Source organism: Edwardsiella hoshinae NBRC 105699 = ATCC 33379 (assembly GCF_000474215.1).
In the GTDB taxonomy this organism is placed as follows: domain Bacteria; phylum Pseudomonadota; class Gammaproteobacteria; order Enterobacterales; family Enterobacteriaceae; genus Edwardsiella; species Edwardsiella hoshinae.
Genome location: NZ_BAUC01000026.1, coordinates 1 through 16,057, shown reverse-complemented (window position 1 = coordinate 16,057; position 16,057 = coordinate 1). Strand labels below are relative to the sequence as shown.

Here is a 16,057-nt window from a genome sequence, read left to right as displayed (position 1 = left end):
CTATAATGGCGCCGGTTTCCCCCTGTTTCGCCCATTGAGGCGGCTGTAAACAGCTTCCTCGCAGACGAGAGAATTAAATCATCATGGAAATTCTGCGCGGCTCTCCCGCTTTATCGGCCTTTCGTGTTAACCAACTGCTCTCTGCCTGCCGGGAGGCTTCCCTGCCGGTGAGCGCCATCTATGCTGAGTACATGCACTTTGCCGATGTCAGCGCGCCGTTGGACGCCGCGGCATCCGCCATTCTGCAACAACTGCTGACCTATGGGCCGTCGCAAGCCACGCATGCGCTGTCGGGGCGCCTGTTGCTGGTTACCCCGCGTCCGGGCACCCTTTCGCCTTGGTCTTCCAAGGCGACCGATATCGCTCACCACTGCGGACTACAACAGGTGCGCCGTCTGGAGCGAGGGCTAGCCTACTACATTACGAGTGAGCCCCTCAGCGACGCGCAATGGCAGACGTTACAGGATCTGTTGCATGACCGCATGATGGAGTGTGTCTTCACCCGCCTGGATCAGGCGCAGCAATTATTTACCCAGCATGAGCCGCAGCCGGTGCAGCATATCGATATCCTGCATGGTGGCCGCACCGCGCTGGAGGAGGCCAATCAGCGTCTGGGGCTGGCGTTGGCGCAGGATGAGATGGACTACCTGCTGGCGGCGTTCACCCGCCTGGAGCGCAATCCGAGTGATGTTGAACTGTACATGTTCACCCAGGCCAACTCTGAACACTGCCGTCACAAGATCTTCAACGCCGATTGGGTGATCGATGGCCAGAGCCAGCCGAAATCGCTGTTCCAGATGATTAAAAACACCTATCAACAGACGCCGGATCATGTGTTGTCGGCCTATAAGGACAACGCGGCGGTGATGGAGGGCTCGGCGGTAGGGCGTTTCTTTGCCGATGGCGAGAGCGGATGTTATGGCTTCCACCAAGAGCCGGCCCACATCCTGATGAAAGTGGAGACCCATAACCACCCGACGGCGATCTCGCCTTGGCCCGGCGCGGCCACGGGTTCCGGCGGGGAGATCCGTGATGAAGGCGCGACGGGACGGGGGGCCAAGCCTAAGGCCGCGCTGGTCGGTTTCGCCGTTTCCAACTTGCGTATTCCCGGTTTCGAACAGCCTTGGGAGCAGGATTTTGGCCGTCCGTCGCGCATCGTCAGCGCGCTGAATATCATGACCGACGGCCCGCTGGGCGGGGCGGCGTTCAACAACGAGTTCGGCCGTCCAGCGTTACTGGGCTATTTCCGCACCTACGAGGAGCGCGTCGCCAGCCATAACGGCGTAGAGCTACGCGGCTATCACAAGCCGATCATGTTGGCCGGCGGTCTTGGTAATATTCGCGCCGAACACGTCCAGAAAGGGGAGATCGCCGTCGGCGACCAACTGATCGTGCTGGGCGGGCCAGCGATGAATATCGGCCTGGGCGGCGGCGCCGCCTCGTCGATGACCTCCGGGCAGTCCGACGCCGATCTCGACTTCGCGTCGGTGCAGCGCGATAACCCGGAGATGGAGCGGCGCTGTCAGGAGGTGATCGATCGCTGCTGGCAGTTGGGTGAGGCCAATCCGATCCGCTTTATCCATGACGTAGGCGCAGGTGGCCTGTCCAATGCCATGCCGGAGTTGGTGAGCGACGGTGGGCGCGGTGGGCGCTTCGAGCTGCGAGATATTCCCAACGATGAGGCGGGCATGAGTCCGCTGGCGCTGTGGTGTAACGAATCACAGGAGCGTTATGTCTTGGCGGTGGCGGCGCAGGATCTGCCGCGTTTTGCCGCCATCTGCGAGCGTGAGCGTGCGCCCTATGCGGTGATCGGCGAGGCGACAGAGGCGCGTCACCTCACCTTAAATGATCGCCACTTCGCCAACCGGCCAATCGATATGCCGCTCGACGTGCTGTTGGGCAAGACACCGAAGATGACACGCCGGGTCGACACCTTGCGTGCGCCGGCTAATGCCTTGGAGCGCACGGCCATCGAGCTTGATGAGGCGGTGCGCCGGGTATTGCATCTGCCGGCGGTGGCGGAGAAAACCTTCCTGATCACCATCGGCGATCGCAGCGTGACCGGCATGGTGGCGCGTGACCAGATGGTCGGCCCCTGGCAGGTACCGGTGGCCGACTGCGCGGTTACCTGCGCCAGCCTGGATAGCTACTATGGCGAGGCGATGGCGTTGGGCGAACGCGCCCCAGTGGCGTTGCTCGACTTCGCTGCTTCGGCGCGTCTGGCGGTGGGGGAGGCACTGACCAACCTGGCGGCCTGCCACATCGGCGATATCAAACGCGTCAAACTCTCCGCCAACTGGATGGCGGCGGCGGGGCATCCCGGCGAGGATGCCGGCCTGTATCAGGCGGTCAAGGCGGTGGGCGAAGAGCTGTGTCCGGCGCTGGGTCTGACCATTCCGGTGGGTAAAGACTCGATGTCGATGAAGACCCGTTGGCAGCAGGATGGCGAGGAGCGCGAGATGACGGCGCCGCTGTCGCTGGTGATCACGGCGTTTGCGCGGGTAGAGGATGTACGCCGGACCCTGACTCCCCAGCTGCGCTGCGCGCAGCCGAACGCGCTGCTACTGATCGATCTCGGCGCCGGGCGCAATGCGCTAGGTGCCAGCGCGCTGGCTCAGGTGTATCGCCAACTGGGGGATGTCCCGGCCGATGTCCGCGACGCCGCCCAGTTAGGCGCCTTCTTCGCCGCCATGCAGCAGTTGGTGGCGCAGGGGCTGCTGTTGGCTTATCACGATCGCGGCGATGGAGGGCTGTTGGTGACCCTGGCCGAGATGGCCTTTGCCGGTCACTGCGCGCTGGATATCGACATCGCCGCGTTGGGGGAGGATACGCTGGCGGTGCTGTTTAGCGAAGAGCTGGGGGCGGTGATCCAGGTGGCGCAGACCGAGCTGGCGGCGGTGCAAGCCGTCTTGGCCGAGCACGGTCTGGCGGCGATTAGCCACGAGATAGGTCAGGCGATGCCGGGCGATCGGCTGCATATCCGTCGCGGCGCGCATAGTGTATACGACGAGAAGCGCTCTACCCTGCGCGCCTGGTGGGCCGAGACCACCTGGCAGATGCAACGCCTGCGCGATAACCCACAGTGTGCCGATCAAGAACACCAAGGCAAACTGCTGGAGGAGGACCCGGGGCTAAACGTGGCGCTGAGTTTCGATCCGCAGGAGGACATTGCGGCTCCCTTTATCGCTCGTGGCGCGCGTCCGCGCTTGGCGGTGCTGCGAGAACAGGGGGTAAACTCGCACGTCGAGATGGCGGCCGCTTTCCACCGCGCAGGCTTCGAGGCGCAGGATGTGCATATGAGTGACATCCTCGCTGGCCGCCTCACCCTGGATCAGTTCCAGGCGCTGGTGGCTTGCGGTGGCTTCTCCTACGGCGACGTGTTGGGGGCCGGCGAGGGCTGGGCCAAGTCGATCCTATTTAACGCGCGAGCCCGTGACCAGTTTGCCGCCTTCTTCCAACGGCCAGAAACGCTGGCGCTGGGGGTATGCAATGGTTGCCAGATGATGTCTAACCTACGCTCGCTGATCCCAGGGGCCGAGTTGTGGCCGCGTTTCGTGCGCAACGTCTCCGAACGCTTCGAGGCGCGTTTCAGTCTGGTCGAGGTCAGCGATAGTCCCTCCCTGTTCCTACAGGGAATGAGCGGGTCGCGCCTGCCTATCGCGGTGTCGCATGGCGAAGGGCGGGTCGAGGTCCGCGATACGGCGCATCTGGCGGCCTTGGAGCAGCAGGGATTGGTCGCGCTGCGCTATGTCGATAACTTCGCCCAGGTGACCGAACGTTATCCGGCTAACCCGAATGGTTCGCCGAATGGCATTACCGCCTTGAGCAGCCAGGACGGGCGAGCGACGGTGATGATGCCGCATCCGGAGCGCGTATTCCGCAGTGTGAGCAACTCCTGGCATCCGGCCGAGTGGGGCGAGGATGGCCCGTGGTTACGCCTGTTCCGCAACGCGCGTCGGGCGCTGGGCTGAGCCGGCTAGCGCGGCCGGCGTTTCGGCGCTGGCCGCGCGGTGCGCCAGTCGGCGGTGATCGACTGGCGCTTCGACCAGATTGCTCCTAATATTACAGAATATTAAACGCTGCTACTTTTTATTTATCGGCAGTTGTGTAACCATATTAGTGGTTGCTCATTCAACTCTTTATGTCAGCGCCTTGATGGCCGGCTCCATAAAACCTCGAATGACGCCATTAGCACGGTGCCTACCGTCCGGGAATATCGATAACAGTCGCTTCGGCGCTTTATCAGGCACAGGACGACACGTTGAGTGAGGCGCCACCTATTCTTATCCTGTGCTGAGAGCTAGCGCAGGCCGCACGCCGGGTTGACCCTCGGCGGCATATCATTAGGCCCGCCGGCTTCGCGCCGTCGGGCTTTTCTCATTCTGGGCGCTCGGGTAGCATGTGGCGACCCGTTTAGTGCGTTACCGCCGGGAGTGATGTCGCATGTCATGGCCCCTGTTCCCCCGTTCTCTGCGCCAGTTAGTGCTGTTGGCCTTCTTGCTGGTGTTGTTACCGTTGCTGGTGCTGGCCTATCAGGCCTACCAGAGTCTAAACCACCTGAGCGCACAGGCCGCCGATGTCAATCACACGACCCTGAGCGACGCGCGGCGGAGCGAGGCGATGGCGGTGCTGGCGCTGGAGATGGAGCGCAGCTACCGCCAATACTGCGTGTTGGGCGATGCGCGCCTCGCCGCGCTCTATCAGCGTCAGCATGCGCAATATCGTCAACTGTTGGAGCAGCATGCCGCGTTGTTGCCCGATGGGAGCGACTATCGGCAACTTGACGCGCTATTGACGCAATTGGCTCAGCCGCAGTGCGTGAATAGCCTGCCGCAGACGGAGGCCGATGCGGCGCTCGCTCGCTTCTCGCAAGCCAATGGCACGATGGTACAAGCGACACGCAATGTGTTGTTTAGTCGGGGGCAGCAGTTGCAACAGGCAATCGCCGAGCGCGGGCGTTACTTCGGCTGGCAGGCGCTGGTGCTATTCTTGGTCAGCGTGTTGTTGGTCGGGCTGTTTACTTGGATGATTATCGGCCCGGTGAAGGATGTCGAGCGGATGATCCGCCGTCTGGGCGAAGGGGAGACCTTGGGGCGGGATACGCCTTTCCGCGGCCCACGCGAGATCCGTACCCTGGCTCAGCGCATTCTCTGGCTCAGCGATCGGCTGGCTTGGCTAGAGTCGCAGCGCCACGAGTTTTTGCGTCACCTCTCCCATGAATTAAAGACACCGCTGGCCAGCCTACGCGAGGGGACGGCATTATTGGCCGATGAGGTCGCCGGGCCACTGAGTGCCGATCAGCGTGAGGTGGTGACCATCTTGGACAGCAGCAGTCGCCATTTGCAGCAGCTGATCGAGCAACTGCTCGACTATAACCGTCATTTGGCCGACAGTGCGCTGACGCTGTCGCCCCTCGATCTGCACGCGTTGGTACAGCGGGTCGTTGCCGCCCATCGGCTCCCGGCGCGCGCCAAGGGGATGCAGACACAGAGCGATCTGCGCGAGCATCGCTGTTTGGCGCAACCGGTGTTATTAGAACGGGTACTGGAGAATCTCTACTCCAATGCGGTGCACTATGGCGCGGAATCCGGTACCATTTGGCTGCGTAGCCGTCGGGAGGGCGCGTGCCTAGTGATTGAGGTCGCGAATCAGGGAACGCCGATCCCTGCCGATGAGCAAGCGATGATTTTTGAGCCTTTTTTTCAAGGGAGTCAGCAGCGTAAGGGCGCCGTTAAGGGTAGTGGTCTGGGGTTGAGCATCGCTCGGGACTCACTGCGTCGAATGCATGGCGACTTGCGTCTGGTGGCGGATAGCGCGGCCGATGTCTGCTTCCGCATCGAACTCCCGTTAGCGAGATAACAGTAAGTATGCGTACCTGGTTGCTCCGCGCGCCCTCTCTCCTGCGTTTATGTCGTCTGTTGCCGTGGTTGCTGCTGCTGTCGCTCGGCGGGTGTCGAGGCACTGGCGAGCACAGCGCGCATCCGCCGGGTAGCACGAAGGTCAATGCCGGCACGGTACACGGTGATTATCAACAGGTCGCCTGTGCGACGTTGTGGCGCGAACAGGCGCCGTCGGCGTTGGCGAACGGTCTATATTGGCTGCGCGCCATGAGTTGTGCGCAACAATTAAACCGAGGCGAGGCTCGCGCCCAGGCTCATCGCTTAGCCGGTGAGAGTTGGTCGGCGGCGTTGAAGCAGAGTCTATTGATCGGGCGTGCCGAGCCGAGCCTGGCCGAACGTCGCCAAATCCTCGACCGCCTGGCGGCCCTCGATGACCAATTTCCGCCGGCGTTGCAGCCGTTGATCCAGCTCTGGCGTAGCCAGCAGGCGCAGATCCTTACCCTGGCGGAAGAGCGTGCGCGTTACCAGCGTCTCCAGAGCAGCAGTGAGGCGCAGCTGGCAGCGCTGCACGCACAATGTCAGGCGTTGCAAGCGCAGTTGGAGGAGACCCAGCGCAAGCTGGAGAACCTGACGGATATCGAACGCCAACTCTCCGCACGCAAGCAGATTGTGCCAGAAGGACGTACTGGGGGCGCGATAGCGCCGAACGCCAGCGGCGAGACGAGTAAGGAGCCATAACGGATGACATCAACCCACGCCGCCCAGCTGTTGCTGGTTGACGATGATCCCAGCCTGCTGAAACTGTTAGGCATGCGCCTGAGCAGCGAGGGCTTTCGGGTGGCGACCGCCGCCAGTGGGCAAGAGGCCTTGCGGCAGCTGGCGCGAGAGCCGATCGACTTGGTGATCAGCGATCTGCGCATGGATGAGATGGACGGTATGGCGTTGTTCAGTGAGATCCAGAAACGTCAGCCGGGGATGCCGGTGATCATCCTGACGGCGCATGGCTCGATTCCCGATGCCGTGGCCGCCACCCAGCAGGGGGTGTTCAGCTTTCTCACCAAACCGGTGGATCGTGACGCCTTATACCAGGCGATCGACGACGCCTTGCGTCAATCGCGTCCTCAGGGCGGCGATGACGCATGGCGTCAGGCTTTCGTCACCCGCAGCCCATTAATGCTACGGCTGCTGGAGCAGGCGCGCCTGGTGGCTCAATCCGATGTCAGCGTGTTGATCAACGGTCAGAGCGGCACCGGAAAGGAGCTGTTGGCGCGCGCCATCCACCGCGCCAGTCCACGTGCCGGTCGGGCCTTTATCGCCATCAACTGCGGCGCCTTGCCGGAGCCCTTGCTGGAGTCCGAACTGTTTGGCCATGCCAAGGGCGCGTTTACCGGGGCGGTGAGCAGCCGCGAGGGATTGTTTCAGGCCGCCGCCGGGGGAACGCTGTTTCTCGACGAGATTGGCGACATGCCATTGGCTTTGCAGGTGAAACTGTTGCGCGTCTTGCAGGAGCGCAAGGTGCGCCCGCTGGGCAGTAATCACGACATCGCTATCGATGTGCGCATCATTTCCGCCACCCATCGCCATCTGCCGAAGGCGATGGAGTTAGGTGAGTTTCGTGAAGATCTCTTCTACCGCCTCAATGTGGTGTCGTTACGTTTACCGGCTCTCAATCAGCGTCCGGAGGATATCCCTTTGCTGGCGGTGCACCTGTTGCGCCAGGCTGCCGAACGCCACAAGCCGCAGGTGCGTAGCTTTTCCAGTGGCGCGATGCGCGCGCTGGTCGGTGCCGCCTGGCCGGGCAATGTGCGCCAATTGGTCAACGTAATCGAACAGTGCGTCGCGTTGACCACCGCGCCGGTGATCAGTGAGGCGCTAGTCGAGCAGGCCTTACAGGGTGAGAACAGCGCCTTACCGACCTTTGTCGAGGCACGCCATCACTTCGAACTACACTATCTGCGTAAGTTGTTGCAGATCACCAAGGGCAACGTTACACATGCGGCACGCATGGCCGGACGCAACCGCACCGAATTCTATAAGCTGTTGTCGCGTCACGCGCTTGATCCAAATGATTTCAAGGAGTAAGGGAGCGGTAATGGTGCCTTGAACAGGCGCCTTCCGGCTCGGTGCGCATTCGTGGGCGCTAAACAAAGTCGTCGGAATGATTTACACTCCCTGCGGATTTTTATCAGTCAGGCTGCGGTATGCCGCGTGCGGCGCCCTGCGGCGTATTGGACAGTGAGTATTTATGAGTCGAACTCTCTCCATTGCACTGGCCCAGCTGAACTTGCTGGTCGGTGACATCGAAGGTAACGCCGAGCGTATGCTGGCCATCATGGCGCAGCAACAGCAGGCGGGCGCCGACATTGTGATGTTCTCTGAGCTGGCGCTCTGTGGCTACCCGCCGGAAGATCTGCTGTACCGGGATGACTTCCACCAGCGCTGCCAGAGCCAGTTGGCGCGCCTGTGCCAGGCCTCCGGATCGATCGCCGTGATCGTCGGTCACCCTTGGCGTGAGCATGGGGCGCTGTACAATGCGCTGTCGGTGTTCGCCGACGGGCAGTTACAGGCGCGTTACTACAAGCAACGTCTGCCCAACTACGGCGTGTTCGACGAGATGCGCTACTTTAGCGCCGGCGATGCTCCCTGCGTCTTTAACCTGAAGGGTTACCGCTTGGGGCTGCTGATCTGTGAGGATGTGTGGTTCACTGAGCCGGTGGATGCGGTGGCCGCCGCGGGGGCCGAGCTATTGCTTACCATCAATGCCTCTCCCTATAACCGCGAAAAACCCTACATGCGCAACACCCTGCTGGCCGATCATTGCCGTCGCACCGGGCTGCCGCTGCTTTACCTGAATCAGGTCGGCGGTCAGGATGAGTTGGTGTTCGACGGTTGCTCTAAGGTTTTCGACGCCCAGGGGCAGTTGACTCACCGTCTGGCGGCCTTCGATGAGCAAGTGACGCAGGTACAGATGGCAGAGACCCGCCCGCTGCCGATGCGCGATGCGGCCAGCGAGTTGCCGCCGTTAGCGCAGATTTACCGGGCGCTGGTCCTGGCGGTGCGCGACTATGTCGTTAAGAACGGTTTCCAGGGCGCGGTGTTGGGGCTGTCCGGGGGCATCGATTCCGCATTGACGCTGGCTATCGCGGTGGATGCATTGGGTAAAGAGCGGGTACAGGCGCTGATGATGCCGTTCCGCTACACCGCCGACATCAGCGTGGCCGATGCGCAGGAGCAAGCGCAGACCATGGGGGTCGAGTTCGATATCCTCTCTATCGAGCCGATGTTCGATGCTTTCATGGGGCAATTGGCGCCACTGTTCGCCGGCACCGAGCGCGATACCACCGAAGAGAACCTCCAGGCGCGTTGCCGGGGCGTGGTGCTGATGGCGCTGTCCAATAAGCGTCGTCGTCTGGTGCTGACCACCGGCAACAAGAGTGAGATGGCGGTCGGCTATGCCACGCTGTATGGCGATATGGCTGGCGGTTTCGACGTGTTGAAGGATGTACCGAAGACCCTGGTATTCCAGCTGGCACGCTACCGCAACACGCTGGGTTATGTGATCCCGCAGCGGGTGATCGATCGTCCGCCTTCCGCCGAGCTGGCGCCGGATCAGGTCGATCAAGATAGTCTGCCGCCCTATGATGTGTTAGACGCCATCCTGCAAGGTTACGTCGAACAGGATAAGTCGGTGGCACAGCTGGTGGCCGATGGCTTCGACGAGGCGGTGGTGCGCAAGGTGATCCGTCTGGTGGACATCAACGAATACAAACGCCGTCAAGCCGCCGTCGGGCCTCGTATCACGGCACGCAACTTCGGCAAAGATCGCCGTTATCCGATAACCTCCGGCTTTGGCCGCAAAAACTGGTGACAGAGGAGCAGTGATGAAAAAGATTGATGCGATTATTAAGCCGTTCAAGTTGGATGATGTGCGTGAGGCGTTGGCCGAAGTCGGTATCACCGGCATGACGGTAACTGAAGTCAAAGGCTTCGGACGCCAGAAGGGACATACCGAGCTGTATCGCGGCGCAGAGTATATGGTCGATTTCCTGCCCAAGGTGAAACTGGAGATCGTGGTGACCGATGATATCGTCGATACCTGTGTCGAAACCATCATGCAGACGGCGCAGACCGGTAAGATCGGCGACGGTAAGATCTTTGTCTATGACGTCGCGCGCGTAGTGCGTATCCGTACTGGAGAGCAAGACGAAGAGGCGATCTAACGCCCGTCCCCTGTCATCCTGGACGACGCGTGTGCGTCGCGTCGTCCGGCTCTTTTCTTAGCGTTATCGCGCATTCCTCCCTACGATTTGCCTGCTTTTGTGCCAGTGCTGCTCGGAAACGAACCTTTCCGCGCCACGGGCGCGCACCGCCTGGGGGGCGGCCTCGCTTCTCCTCCTAGAGACGATCCGTTACACTGCATCAGTAATCCGAATTGAACTCATTGATGAGGCGTGCCCATGTATCAAGATCTGATTCGTAGCGAGCTGAACGAAGCGGCGCAGACACTGAATAACTTCCTGGCCGACCCGGCTAACATCTTGGCTATCCAGCAGGCGGCGCAGCTATTGGCCGCCTCGTTTAAGGCCGGCGGCAAGGTGCTCTCTTGCGGCAATGGCGGCTCTCATTGCGATGCGATGCACTTTGCCGAAGAGTTGACCGGACGTTATCGTGAAAACCGTCCCGGTTACCCGGCGATCGCCATCTCCGATCCCAGCCATCTCTCCTGCGTCAGCAACGACTTCGGCTATGATTATGTCTTTTCTCGTTACCTCGAAGCCGTCGGGCGTGAAGGCGACGTGCTGTTGGGGATCTCGACGTCGGGCAACTCCGCTAACATCATCAAGGCCATCGAGGCGGCGCGAGCCAAAGGGATGAAGGTGATCACCCTAACCGGCAAGGATGGCGGCAAGATGGCGGGCAGCGCCGATGTGGAGATCCGGGTGCCGCACTTCGGCTACGCCGATCGCATCCAGGAGATCCACATCAAGGCGATCCACATTATGATCCAACTGATCGAAAAAGAGATGGCGGCCTGATGGCGGCGGGGGCGAATCTGGTGTTCGCCCCGAAACGAGTGAGGAACGGGAATGTGTGAGCTGCTGGGCATGAGCGCCAACGTGCCGACGGATATCTGCTTTAGCTTTACCGCGCTGGCGTTGCGCGGCGGTCGTACCGGCCCGCATAAGGATGGCTGGGGTATCACCTTCTACGAGGGGAAAGGCTGTCGCACCTTTAAAGATCCCTTGCCCAGCCACAGCTCGCCGATCGCCCGCCTGGTGCGTGAGTATCCGATCAAGTCTTGTGCGGTAGTGTCGCACGTGCGCCAGGCCAATCGCGGCAGCGTGGCCTTGGAAAACACCCATCCCTTCACTCGTGAGTTATGGGGGCGTAACTGGACCTTCGCTCATAATGGCCAGCTCGACGACTATCTGACGTTAGCGACCGGCAATTACCAGCCGATCGGCGAGACCGACAGCGAGTATGCTTTTTGCTGGTTGTTGCAGCAGATGCATAGCCGTTATCCGCAGCCGCCGGATGACGCGCTGGCCCTGTTTCACTTTATCGCCCGCTGTGCCGACGTGTTGCGCCAGCGCGGCGTCTTCAACATGCTGCTTTCTGACGGGCGCTATGTGATGGCCTACTGTAGCACGCAACTGCACTGGATCACGCGCCGCGCACCGTTCGGGAAAGCGACACTGGTGGATGAGGATGTGGTGATCGATTTTCAGGCCGAAACGACGCCGGATGACGTCGTTTCGGTGATTGCCACCCAACCGCTGACTTGCGATGAGTCGTGGCAACGCATCGCGCCGGGGACGTTTGCGCTATTCTGCCTGGGTGAACGCCAGGCGTGAGGGGGGATTACTCTCGGATTGCGAGGCGTTGACCACATAGCGTCCGTCCTGCACATTGACCTGTGGCGGCCGCGCATAGTGGGCGAAGTATTGGTAACCCGGTTGTAACTCGCGCCAGAAGTTAATATAGCTGGAGTTGCGGTGACGCTGCATGTTCTGCTCCGTCATGCGGAATGGGTAGATGTTGATATCGACCAGCATTTGACCGTTGCGGAAGGCGCTCTGCACGTAACGGTAGATTTCCGAGATCCCGGCGTTGGTCATGGCATAGCAGCCAACCGAGACGCAGTCACCATGGATCATCAGGTATTTCCCGGAGTAGCCGTGTGCCTGATCGTAAGGGTTCGGGTAGCCGATATTAATCGCCTGGTAGTAGCGGCTATCGGGCTTCAGATGACGGGCATCGATTTGGTAGAAGCCTTCGGGGCTCTTAAAATCACCTTCGCTGCGTTTCGGACCGAGTCCCCCGGAAAACTTACAGATGGGGAAACGCTTCACCAGCTGATAGCGGTTCTGCACTTTCGCGTACAGTTCCAACTGGCGCTCTTCCTTGAAGATTTGAATATAGACCGGCGAGCCCAGCAGGCTATTAACGCCGCTACGCGGCACGGAACCGGACTCGCTGGCGGAGGATTTGCACGCAGCCAACGGCAATGCCAGGCATATCGCCAGCAAGGCAACTATCTTACCCATGTAGAACCCTGTCAAAGAAGTAATAGCACGACGTTTTTCGGATAATGTCGATTGACCCACCCTTAAGTGCGCACAGTGTAATCCAGAGCTCGCCGTGAGAGTGAGCGTTTTTTTCGTGCCGCGTAGCGGAACGTGCCTGCGCCATACGCGCCGCGTATTTTTATCATGTCAGCGGGTAAGACGCCGCTGGCTTATAACCCGTTGGCAGGATTGGACGACGCAGAGCGGGGCCGCCATAATGTGCGTTTCCCGCGTAAGCGGCGGGGCGCTCACCCGGATCGCCCCGCGAGAATAGGCACCAAGCATGATGACACTCTTTTCCCTAGGGCGAGGCGTCGCGGCCCGTCTCCTGATGCTGCTGGCAACCCTTCTGTTGTTGAGCGGTTGCGGCCCGACACAGGTCGATCTCGCCGGTAAGACCATGGGAACTTACTACGCCGTCAAATACCTCCCCGCCGCCGATACGCCGGCACCGGCTCAGGTACAGGCGGAAATCGACCGTCTGCTCGAACGCGTGAACGATCAGATGTCCACCTATCGCCCCGCCTCGGAGCTGAGCCGTTTTAACCAGAGCCGTGCGCTGGATACCCCCTTCCCGGTCTCGGCAGACACTGCGCGGGTGGTAAAAGAGGCGTTGCGTATCAATAAGCTGACGGATGGCGCGCTAGATGTGACCGTGGGGCCTCTGGTGAATCTGTGGGGGTTCGGTCCCGAGGGGAGGCCAGATCGCGAGCCATCGCCGGCACAGATTGCACAACGACGTGCCTGGGTCGGGATCCAGCATCTGTCGCTACGGGGCAATGCGTTGCTCAAAGATATTCCTGAACTGTATGTCGACTTGTCGGCGATCGCTAAGGGGTATGGGGTCGATGTGGTCGCCGACTATCTGCACTCGTTGCATATCGATAACTATATGGTCGATATCGGTGGCGAGGTGCGCACCTTGGGCAATAACGGCGAGAAGAGTCCTTGGCGCATCGCGATCGAAAAACCCTCAACCGGCGCGCAACAACGGGTACAGGCGATCATTGAACCGGGCGCGATGGCGGTCGCGACCTCCGGCGATTACCGGAATTACTTTGAGCAGGATGGGCAGCGCTTCTCACATGAGATCGATCCGCAGACCGGCCGGCCGGTCACGCACCGTCTGGCATCGATCACCGTGTTGGCACCACGCTGTATGACCGCCGACGGTCTCTCCACCGGATTGTTCGTGATGGGGCCGGATCGCGCCTTGGCGTTGGCTAACCGGATGAATATTCCGGTGTATATGATCATCAAGGGAGAGCATGGCTTCGAGGAGCGCACCTCGACGGCGTTCGCCCGCTATCTGGCAGCGGCACAACCGTAAAGGGCGTGAGGCGCGCCGCGCCAAACTTGGCGCAGCGGCAGAAAATCGGGCGGCCATGGCACGGGAAGCGCACCGGGCCGCCTGAGAGTGCGCAGCTAGGGTTATTTGGCGTTACCGTAGGCGCTCTCTTCCATTAGCGTGGTGTCCAACTCTTCGCCGACCTGCTGTTGGTTAATCTTTACCGGGGTGAGTTTATTGACTGCCCATAGGATCAGCAGCGTCATGATAAATGACCAGGCGCTGGCAAATAGCACCGCGACCAACTGTTTCGCCAATTGCAGGCTATTTCCTTGTAATAGCCCGGTCGGCCCATTGGCATTCCAGACGGTGGAAGCAAAGATGCCGACGAGAAGGGTGCCGGTGATCCCCCCCATACCGTGTACGCCGAAGACATCCAACGCATCATCAAGATAGCGGCGCACCAGCGAGACGCTGGCGTAGCAGATCACGGCCGCCGTAATACCGATCAGCGCGGCCGACTGAATAGAGACATAGCCGGCGGCCGGGGTGATGGTCGCCAGTCCGGCAACGGAGCCGGTCAGGAAACCGGTCAGTTTGGGCTTCCCGGTATGTATTTTGGCAATGATAAACCACGTCACGGCGGCGAAGGCGGCGGCGATATCGGTCGTGATAAAGGCGGAAACCGTGACGGTATTTACCTGGAGCTCTGAGCCGGCATTAAAGCCATACCAGCCAAACCACAGCAAGCCGGCCCCTAAGGCGACGTAAGGAGTATTGTGCGTGCCATCGGAACGCACCGTCCGCTTCCCGACATACAAGGCCGCGGCCAGGGCTGCAAAGCCTGCCGTGGCATGCACGACAATCCCGCCGGCAAAGTCGACCACGCCCCATTTAGCCAGCAAGCCGTAAGGGCTCCAGACCATATGGACGAATGGACAATAGACGCATAGTGTCCACAGCGTAATAAAAATCAGATAGGCTGGGAAATTCACTCGGTTGGCAAAGGCCCCAGTGATGAGCGCCGGTGTAATAATGGCAAACATCATTTGATAACCGACATGCACCAGTAACGGTAACCCTCCGCTATTACCGCTGTACATGCTGTGCGGACCGATATGGTTGAGGAAGGCGTAATAGAATGGATTGCCTATAATACCGTTGGCCGATGGGGCAAAGCTGAGTGAATAACCGACCGCAAACCATAATATCGCCACCCACCCCATAGAAAAGAAACTTTGCGACATGATGGTAATAATACTTTTACGCGAAACCAAGCCACCGTAAAAAAAAGCCAAGCCGGGCGTCATTAACATCACCAGGCTGGTGCATAGCAACATAAAGGCTGTATTGGGTATATCGAGTGAATGCAGTAATAGAAAGGAGTTCTCCACCTTTTCTCTCCCAGTGCTCATTGTGGTTACGGCAAAGTAAAAACGGCAGTGTGCCGCGCCGCTGCCGCCTATTTCTCTGTTGATGCCGAGAAATCAGCGTTTATTTGGGCAAGATAAATTCCAACACCAACCGGGTCAGACCGGAGGCCAGTAATTGTATTGCCAGCGTGACCAATACGATGCCGGCGATGCGCGCCATGGCATCCAGCGCGCCGGCAGACAGACGGCCATGTAGCGGACCTACCGCCAGAAAGGTCAGGGCAATGGTCGGGGCCATCACCAAGATCACGGCTGAGAGCTGTAGCAGTTCGCTAAGTGAAGGCATGTGGCTGGCTAACGAAATGCCGACAGCGATGGTGCCGCCGCCGATGGTGAGGGGAAACAGTAACGGCACCGGTACCATATCCCTTACATCGATAGGGGTATTGGGCATGCGCGCGGACTCGACTTTGGTTCCTCGGGTCATCAGCGGCCAGCCCTGATACAACAGCGCCGCGCCGCCAGTGGCGGTGAGCGCATGGCTATTGAGTCCCAGGGCGATCAGTAAATAGTTGCCGATCCAGATGGCGATCAGCATCACGACCACATACTCCAGGGCGACCTTCCACGCCAGTTGACGCAGTGTAGCGGGTGGAACCCGCCCTAACAGGATCGCAGCCGCGGTAATGGTTGCCGGAGGGCAGAACATCGACAGAAAGGTGACATAGGTCAGTAGAAAATGGGTCAGCCATGTTTCCATGCCATCGTTCTCCGCAGACAACCATGAGGCGATGCTCCGACTTGGCCGCCTCTCCCCGGAACAATGCTGCACCGCCTGATTGCCGGCGGCGACAGCAGCGAGTGGCTCGTACCCGGGCTAGTCTGTGCGAGCCGCCGCTCAGCAAGCGTCTCGATATCGGTTACGCGCCACAACCTCCACGGCGGCCGCGGCCTCTCTAGCGCGGCGCGATTTCCGCGGTTTAGACC

12 protein-coding genes are annotated in these 16,057 nt (G+C 60.3%); 9 read left to right on the top strand and 3 right to left on the bottom strand.

The features are described 5' to 3' along the window. Positions 1 to 80: 80 nt before the first annotated feature. The 8 genes from purL to EHO01S_RS12210 all read left to right on the top strand — a co-directional run bounded on the left by purL (position 81) and on the right by EHO01S_RS12210 (position 11,695). Positions 81 to 3,971, top strand: a complete 3,891-nt coding sequence (gene purL, locus EHO01S_RS12245) for a phosphoribosylformylglycinamidine synthase (protein WP_155964359.1) — start codon at positions 81 to 83, stop codon at positions 3,969 to 3,971. Positions 3,972 to 4,443: 472 nt separating this feature from the next. Next, positions 4,444 to 5,859: a sensor histidine kinase gene (locus EHO01S_RS12240; RefSeq protein ID WP_024524223.1), complete on the top strand. Its 1,416-nt coding sequence runs from the start codon at positions 4,444 to 4,446 to the stop codon at positions 5,857 to 5,859. A gap of 8 nt (positions 5,860 to 5,867) precedes the next feature. Further along, positions 5,868 to 6,578 (top strand): two-component system QseEF-associated lipoprotein QseG, encoded by a 711-nt coding sequence (gene qseG, locus EHO01S_RS12235; RefSeq protein WP_115314576.1) that lies wholly within the window; start codon positions 5,868 to 5,870, stop codon positions 6,576 to 6,578. Between the two features lie 3 nt (positions 6,579 to 6,581). Beyond that, a complete protein-coding gene (glrR, locus tag EHO01S_RS12230; RefSeq protein ID WP_024524221.1) occupies positions 6,582 to 7,922 on the top strand; it encodes a two-component system response regulator GlrR in 1,341 nt (446 codons plus the stop codon). Between the two features lie 163 nt (positions 7,923 to 8,085). Continuing rightward, a complete protein-coding gene (locus EHO01S_RS12225; RefSeq protein WP_024524220.1) occupies positions 8,086 to 9,708 on the top strand; it encodes an NAD+ synthase in 1,623 nt (540 codons plus the stop codon). Between the two features lie 13 nt (positions 9,709 to 9,721). Next, positions 9,722 to 10,060: a nitrogen regulatory protein P-II gene (glnB, locus tag EHO01S_RS12220; RefSeq protein WP_024524219.1), complete on the top strand. Its 339-nt coding sequence runs from the start codon at positions 9,722 to 9,724 to the stop codon at positions 10,058 to 10,060. Between the two features lie 237 nt (positions 10,061 to 10,297). Continuing rightward, a complete protein-coding gene (lpcA, locus tag EHO01S_RS12215; RefSeq protein WP_024524218.1) occupies positions 10,298 to 10,876 on the top strand; it encodes a D-sedoheptulose 7-phosphate isomerase in 579 nt (192 codons plus the stop codon). Between the two features lie 51 nt (positions 10,877 to 10,927). Continuing rightward, positions 10,928 to 11,695 carry a class II glutamine amidotransferase gene (locus tag EHO01S_RS12210; RefSeq protein WP_024524217.1) on the top strand — a complete coding sequence of 256 codons (768 nt, stop codon included), beginning with the start codon at positions 10,928 to 10,930 and terminating at the stop codon, positions 11,693 to 11,695. Here the strand turns inward: EHO01S_RS12210 and dpaA are convergent. Then, a complete protein-coding gene (dpaA, locus tag EHO01S_RS12205; RefSeq protein WP_024524216.1) occupies positions 11,666 to 12,388 on the bottom strand; it encodes a peptidoglycan meso-diaminopimelic acid protein amidase in 723 nt (240 codons plus the stop codon). The two genes, EHO01S_RS12210 and dpaA, sit on opposite strands and share 30 nt — an antisense overlap. Positions 12,389 to 12,692: 304 nt before the next feature. Here dpaA and EHO01S_RS12200 point away from each other — a divergent pair, with 304 nt between their 5' ends. Then, a complete protein-coding gene (locus EHO01S_RS12200; protein WP_024524215.1) occupies positions 12,693 to 13,739 on the top strand; it encodes an FAD:protein FMN transferase in 1,047 nt (348 codons plus the stop codon). Between the two features lie 101 nt (positions 13,740 to 13,840). On the opposite strand, the gene EHO01S_RS12195 is transcribed toward EHO01S_RS12200, so the two are convergent. Beyond that, positions 13,841 to 15,091, bottom strand: coding sequence for an ammonium transporter (locus EHO01S_RS12195; RefSeq protein WP_024524214.1), 1,251 nt, complete (start codon positions 15,089 to 15,091; stop codon positions 13,841 to 13,843). A gap of 100 nt (positions 15,092 to 15,191) precedes the next feature. Further along, entirely contained in the window at positions 15,192 to 15,830 is a 639-nt protein-coding gene (locus tag EHO01S_RS12190) for a MarC family protein (RefSeq protein WP_024524213.1), read from the bottom strand. Positions 15,831 to 16,057 lie beyond the last annotated feature (227 nt).

What these genes read in the sequence shown, in the direction of transcription:
- lpcA (WP_024524218.1), top strand. Translation starts at nt 10,298, where the DNA reads ATGTATCAAGATCTGATTCGTAGCGAGCTGAACGAAGCGGCGCAGACA.
- EHO01S_RS12225 (WP_024524220.1), top strand. Translation starts at nt 8,086, where the DNA reads ATGAGTCGAACTCTCTCCATTGCACTGGCCCAGCTGAACTTGCTGGTC.
- qseG (WP_115314576.1), top strand. Translation starts at nt 5,868, where the DNA reads ATGCGTACCTGGTTGCTCCGCGCGCCCTCTCTCCTGCGTTTATGTCGT.
- dpaA (WP_024524216.1), bottom strand. Translation starts at nt 12,388, where the DNA reads ATGGGTAAGATAGTTGCCTTGCTGGCGATATGCCTGGCATTGCCGTTG.
- EHO01S_RS12190 (WP_024524213.1), bottom strand. Translation starts at nt 15,830, where the DNA reads ATGGAAACATGGCTGACCCATTTTCTACTGACCTATGTCACCTTTCTG.
- glrR (WP_024524221.1), top strand. Translation starts at nt 6,582, where the DNA reads ATGACATCAACCCACGCCGCCCAGCTGTTGCTGGTTGACGATGATCCC.
- EHO01S_RS12210 (WP_024524217.1), top strand. Translation starts at nt 10,928, where the DNA reads ATGTGTGAGCTGCTGGGCATGAGCGCCAACGTGCCGACGGATATCTGC.
- EHO01S_RS12240 (WP_024524223.1), top strand. Translation starts at nt 4,444, where the DNA reads ATGTCATGGCCCCTGTTCCCCCGTTCTCTGCGCCAGTTAGTGCTGTTG.
- EHO01S_RS12200 (WP_024524215.1), top strand. Translation starts at nt 12,693, where the DNA reads ATGATGACACTCTTTTCCCTAGGGCGAGGCGTCGCGGCCCGTCTCCTG.
- glnB (WP_024524219.1), top strand. Translation starts at nt 9,722, where the DNA reads ATGAAAAAGATTGATGCGATTATTAAGCCGTTCAAGTTGGATGATGTG.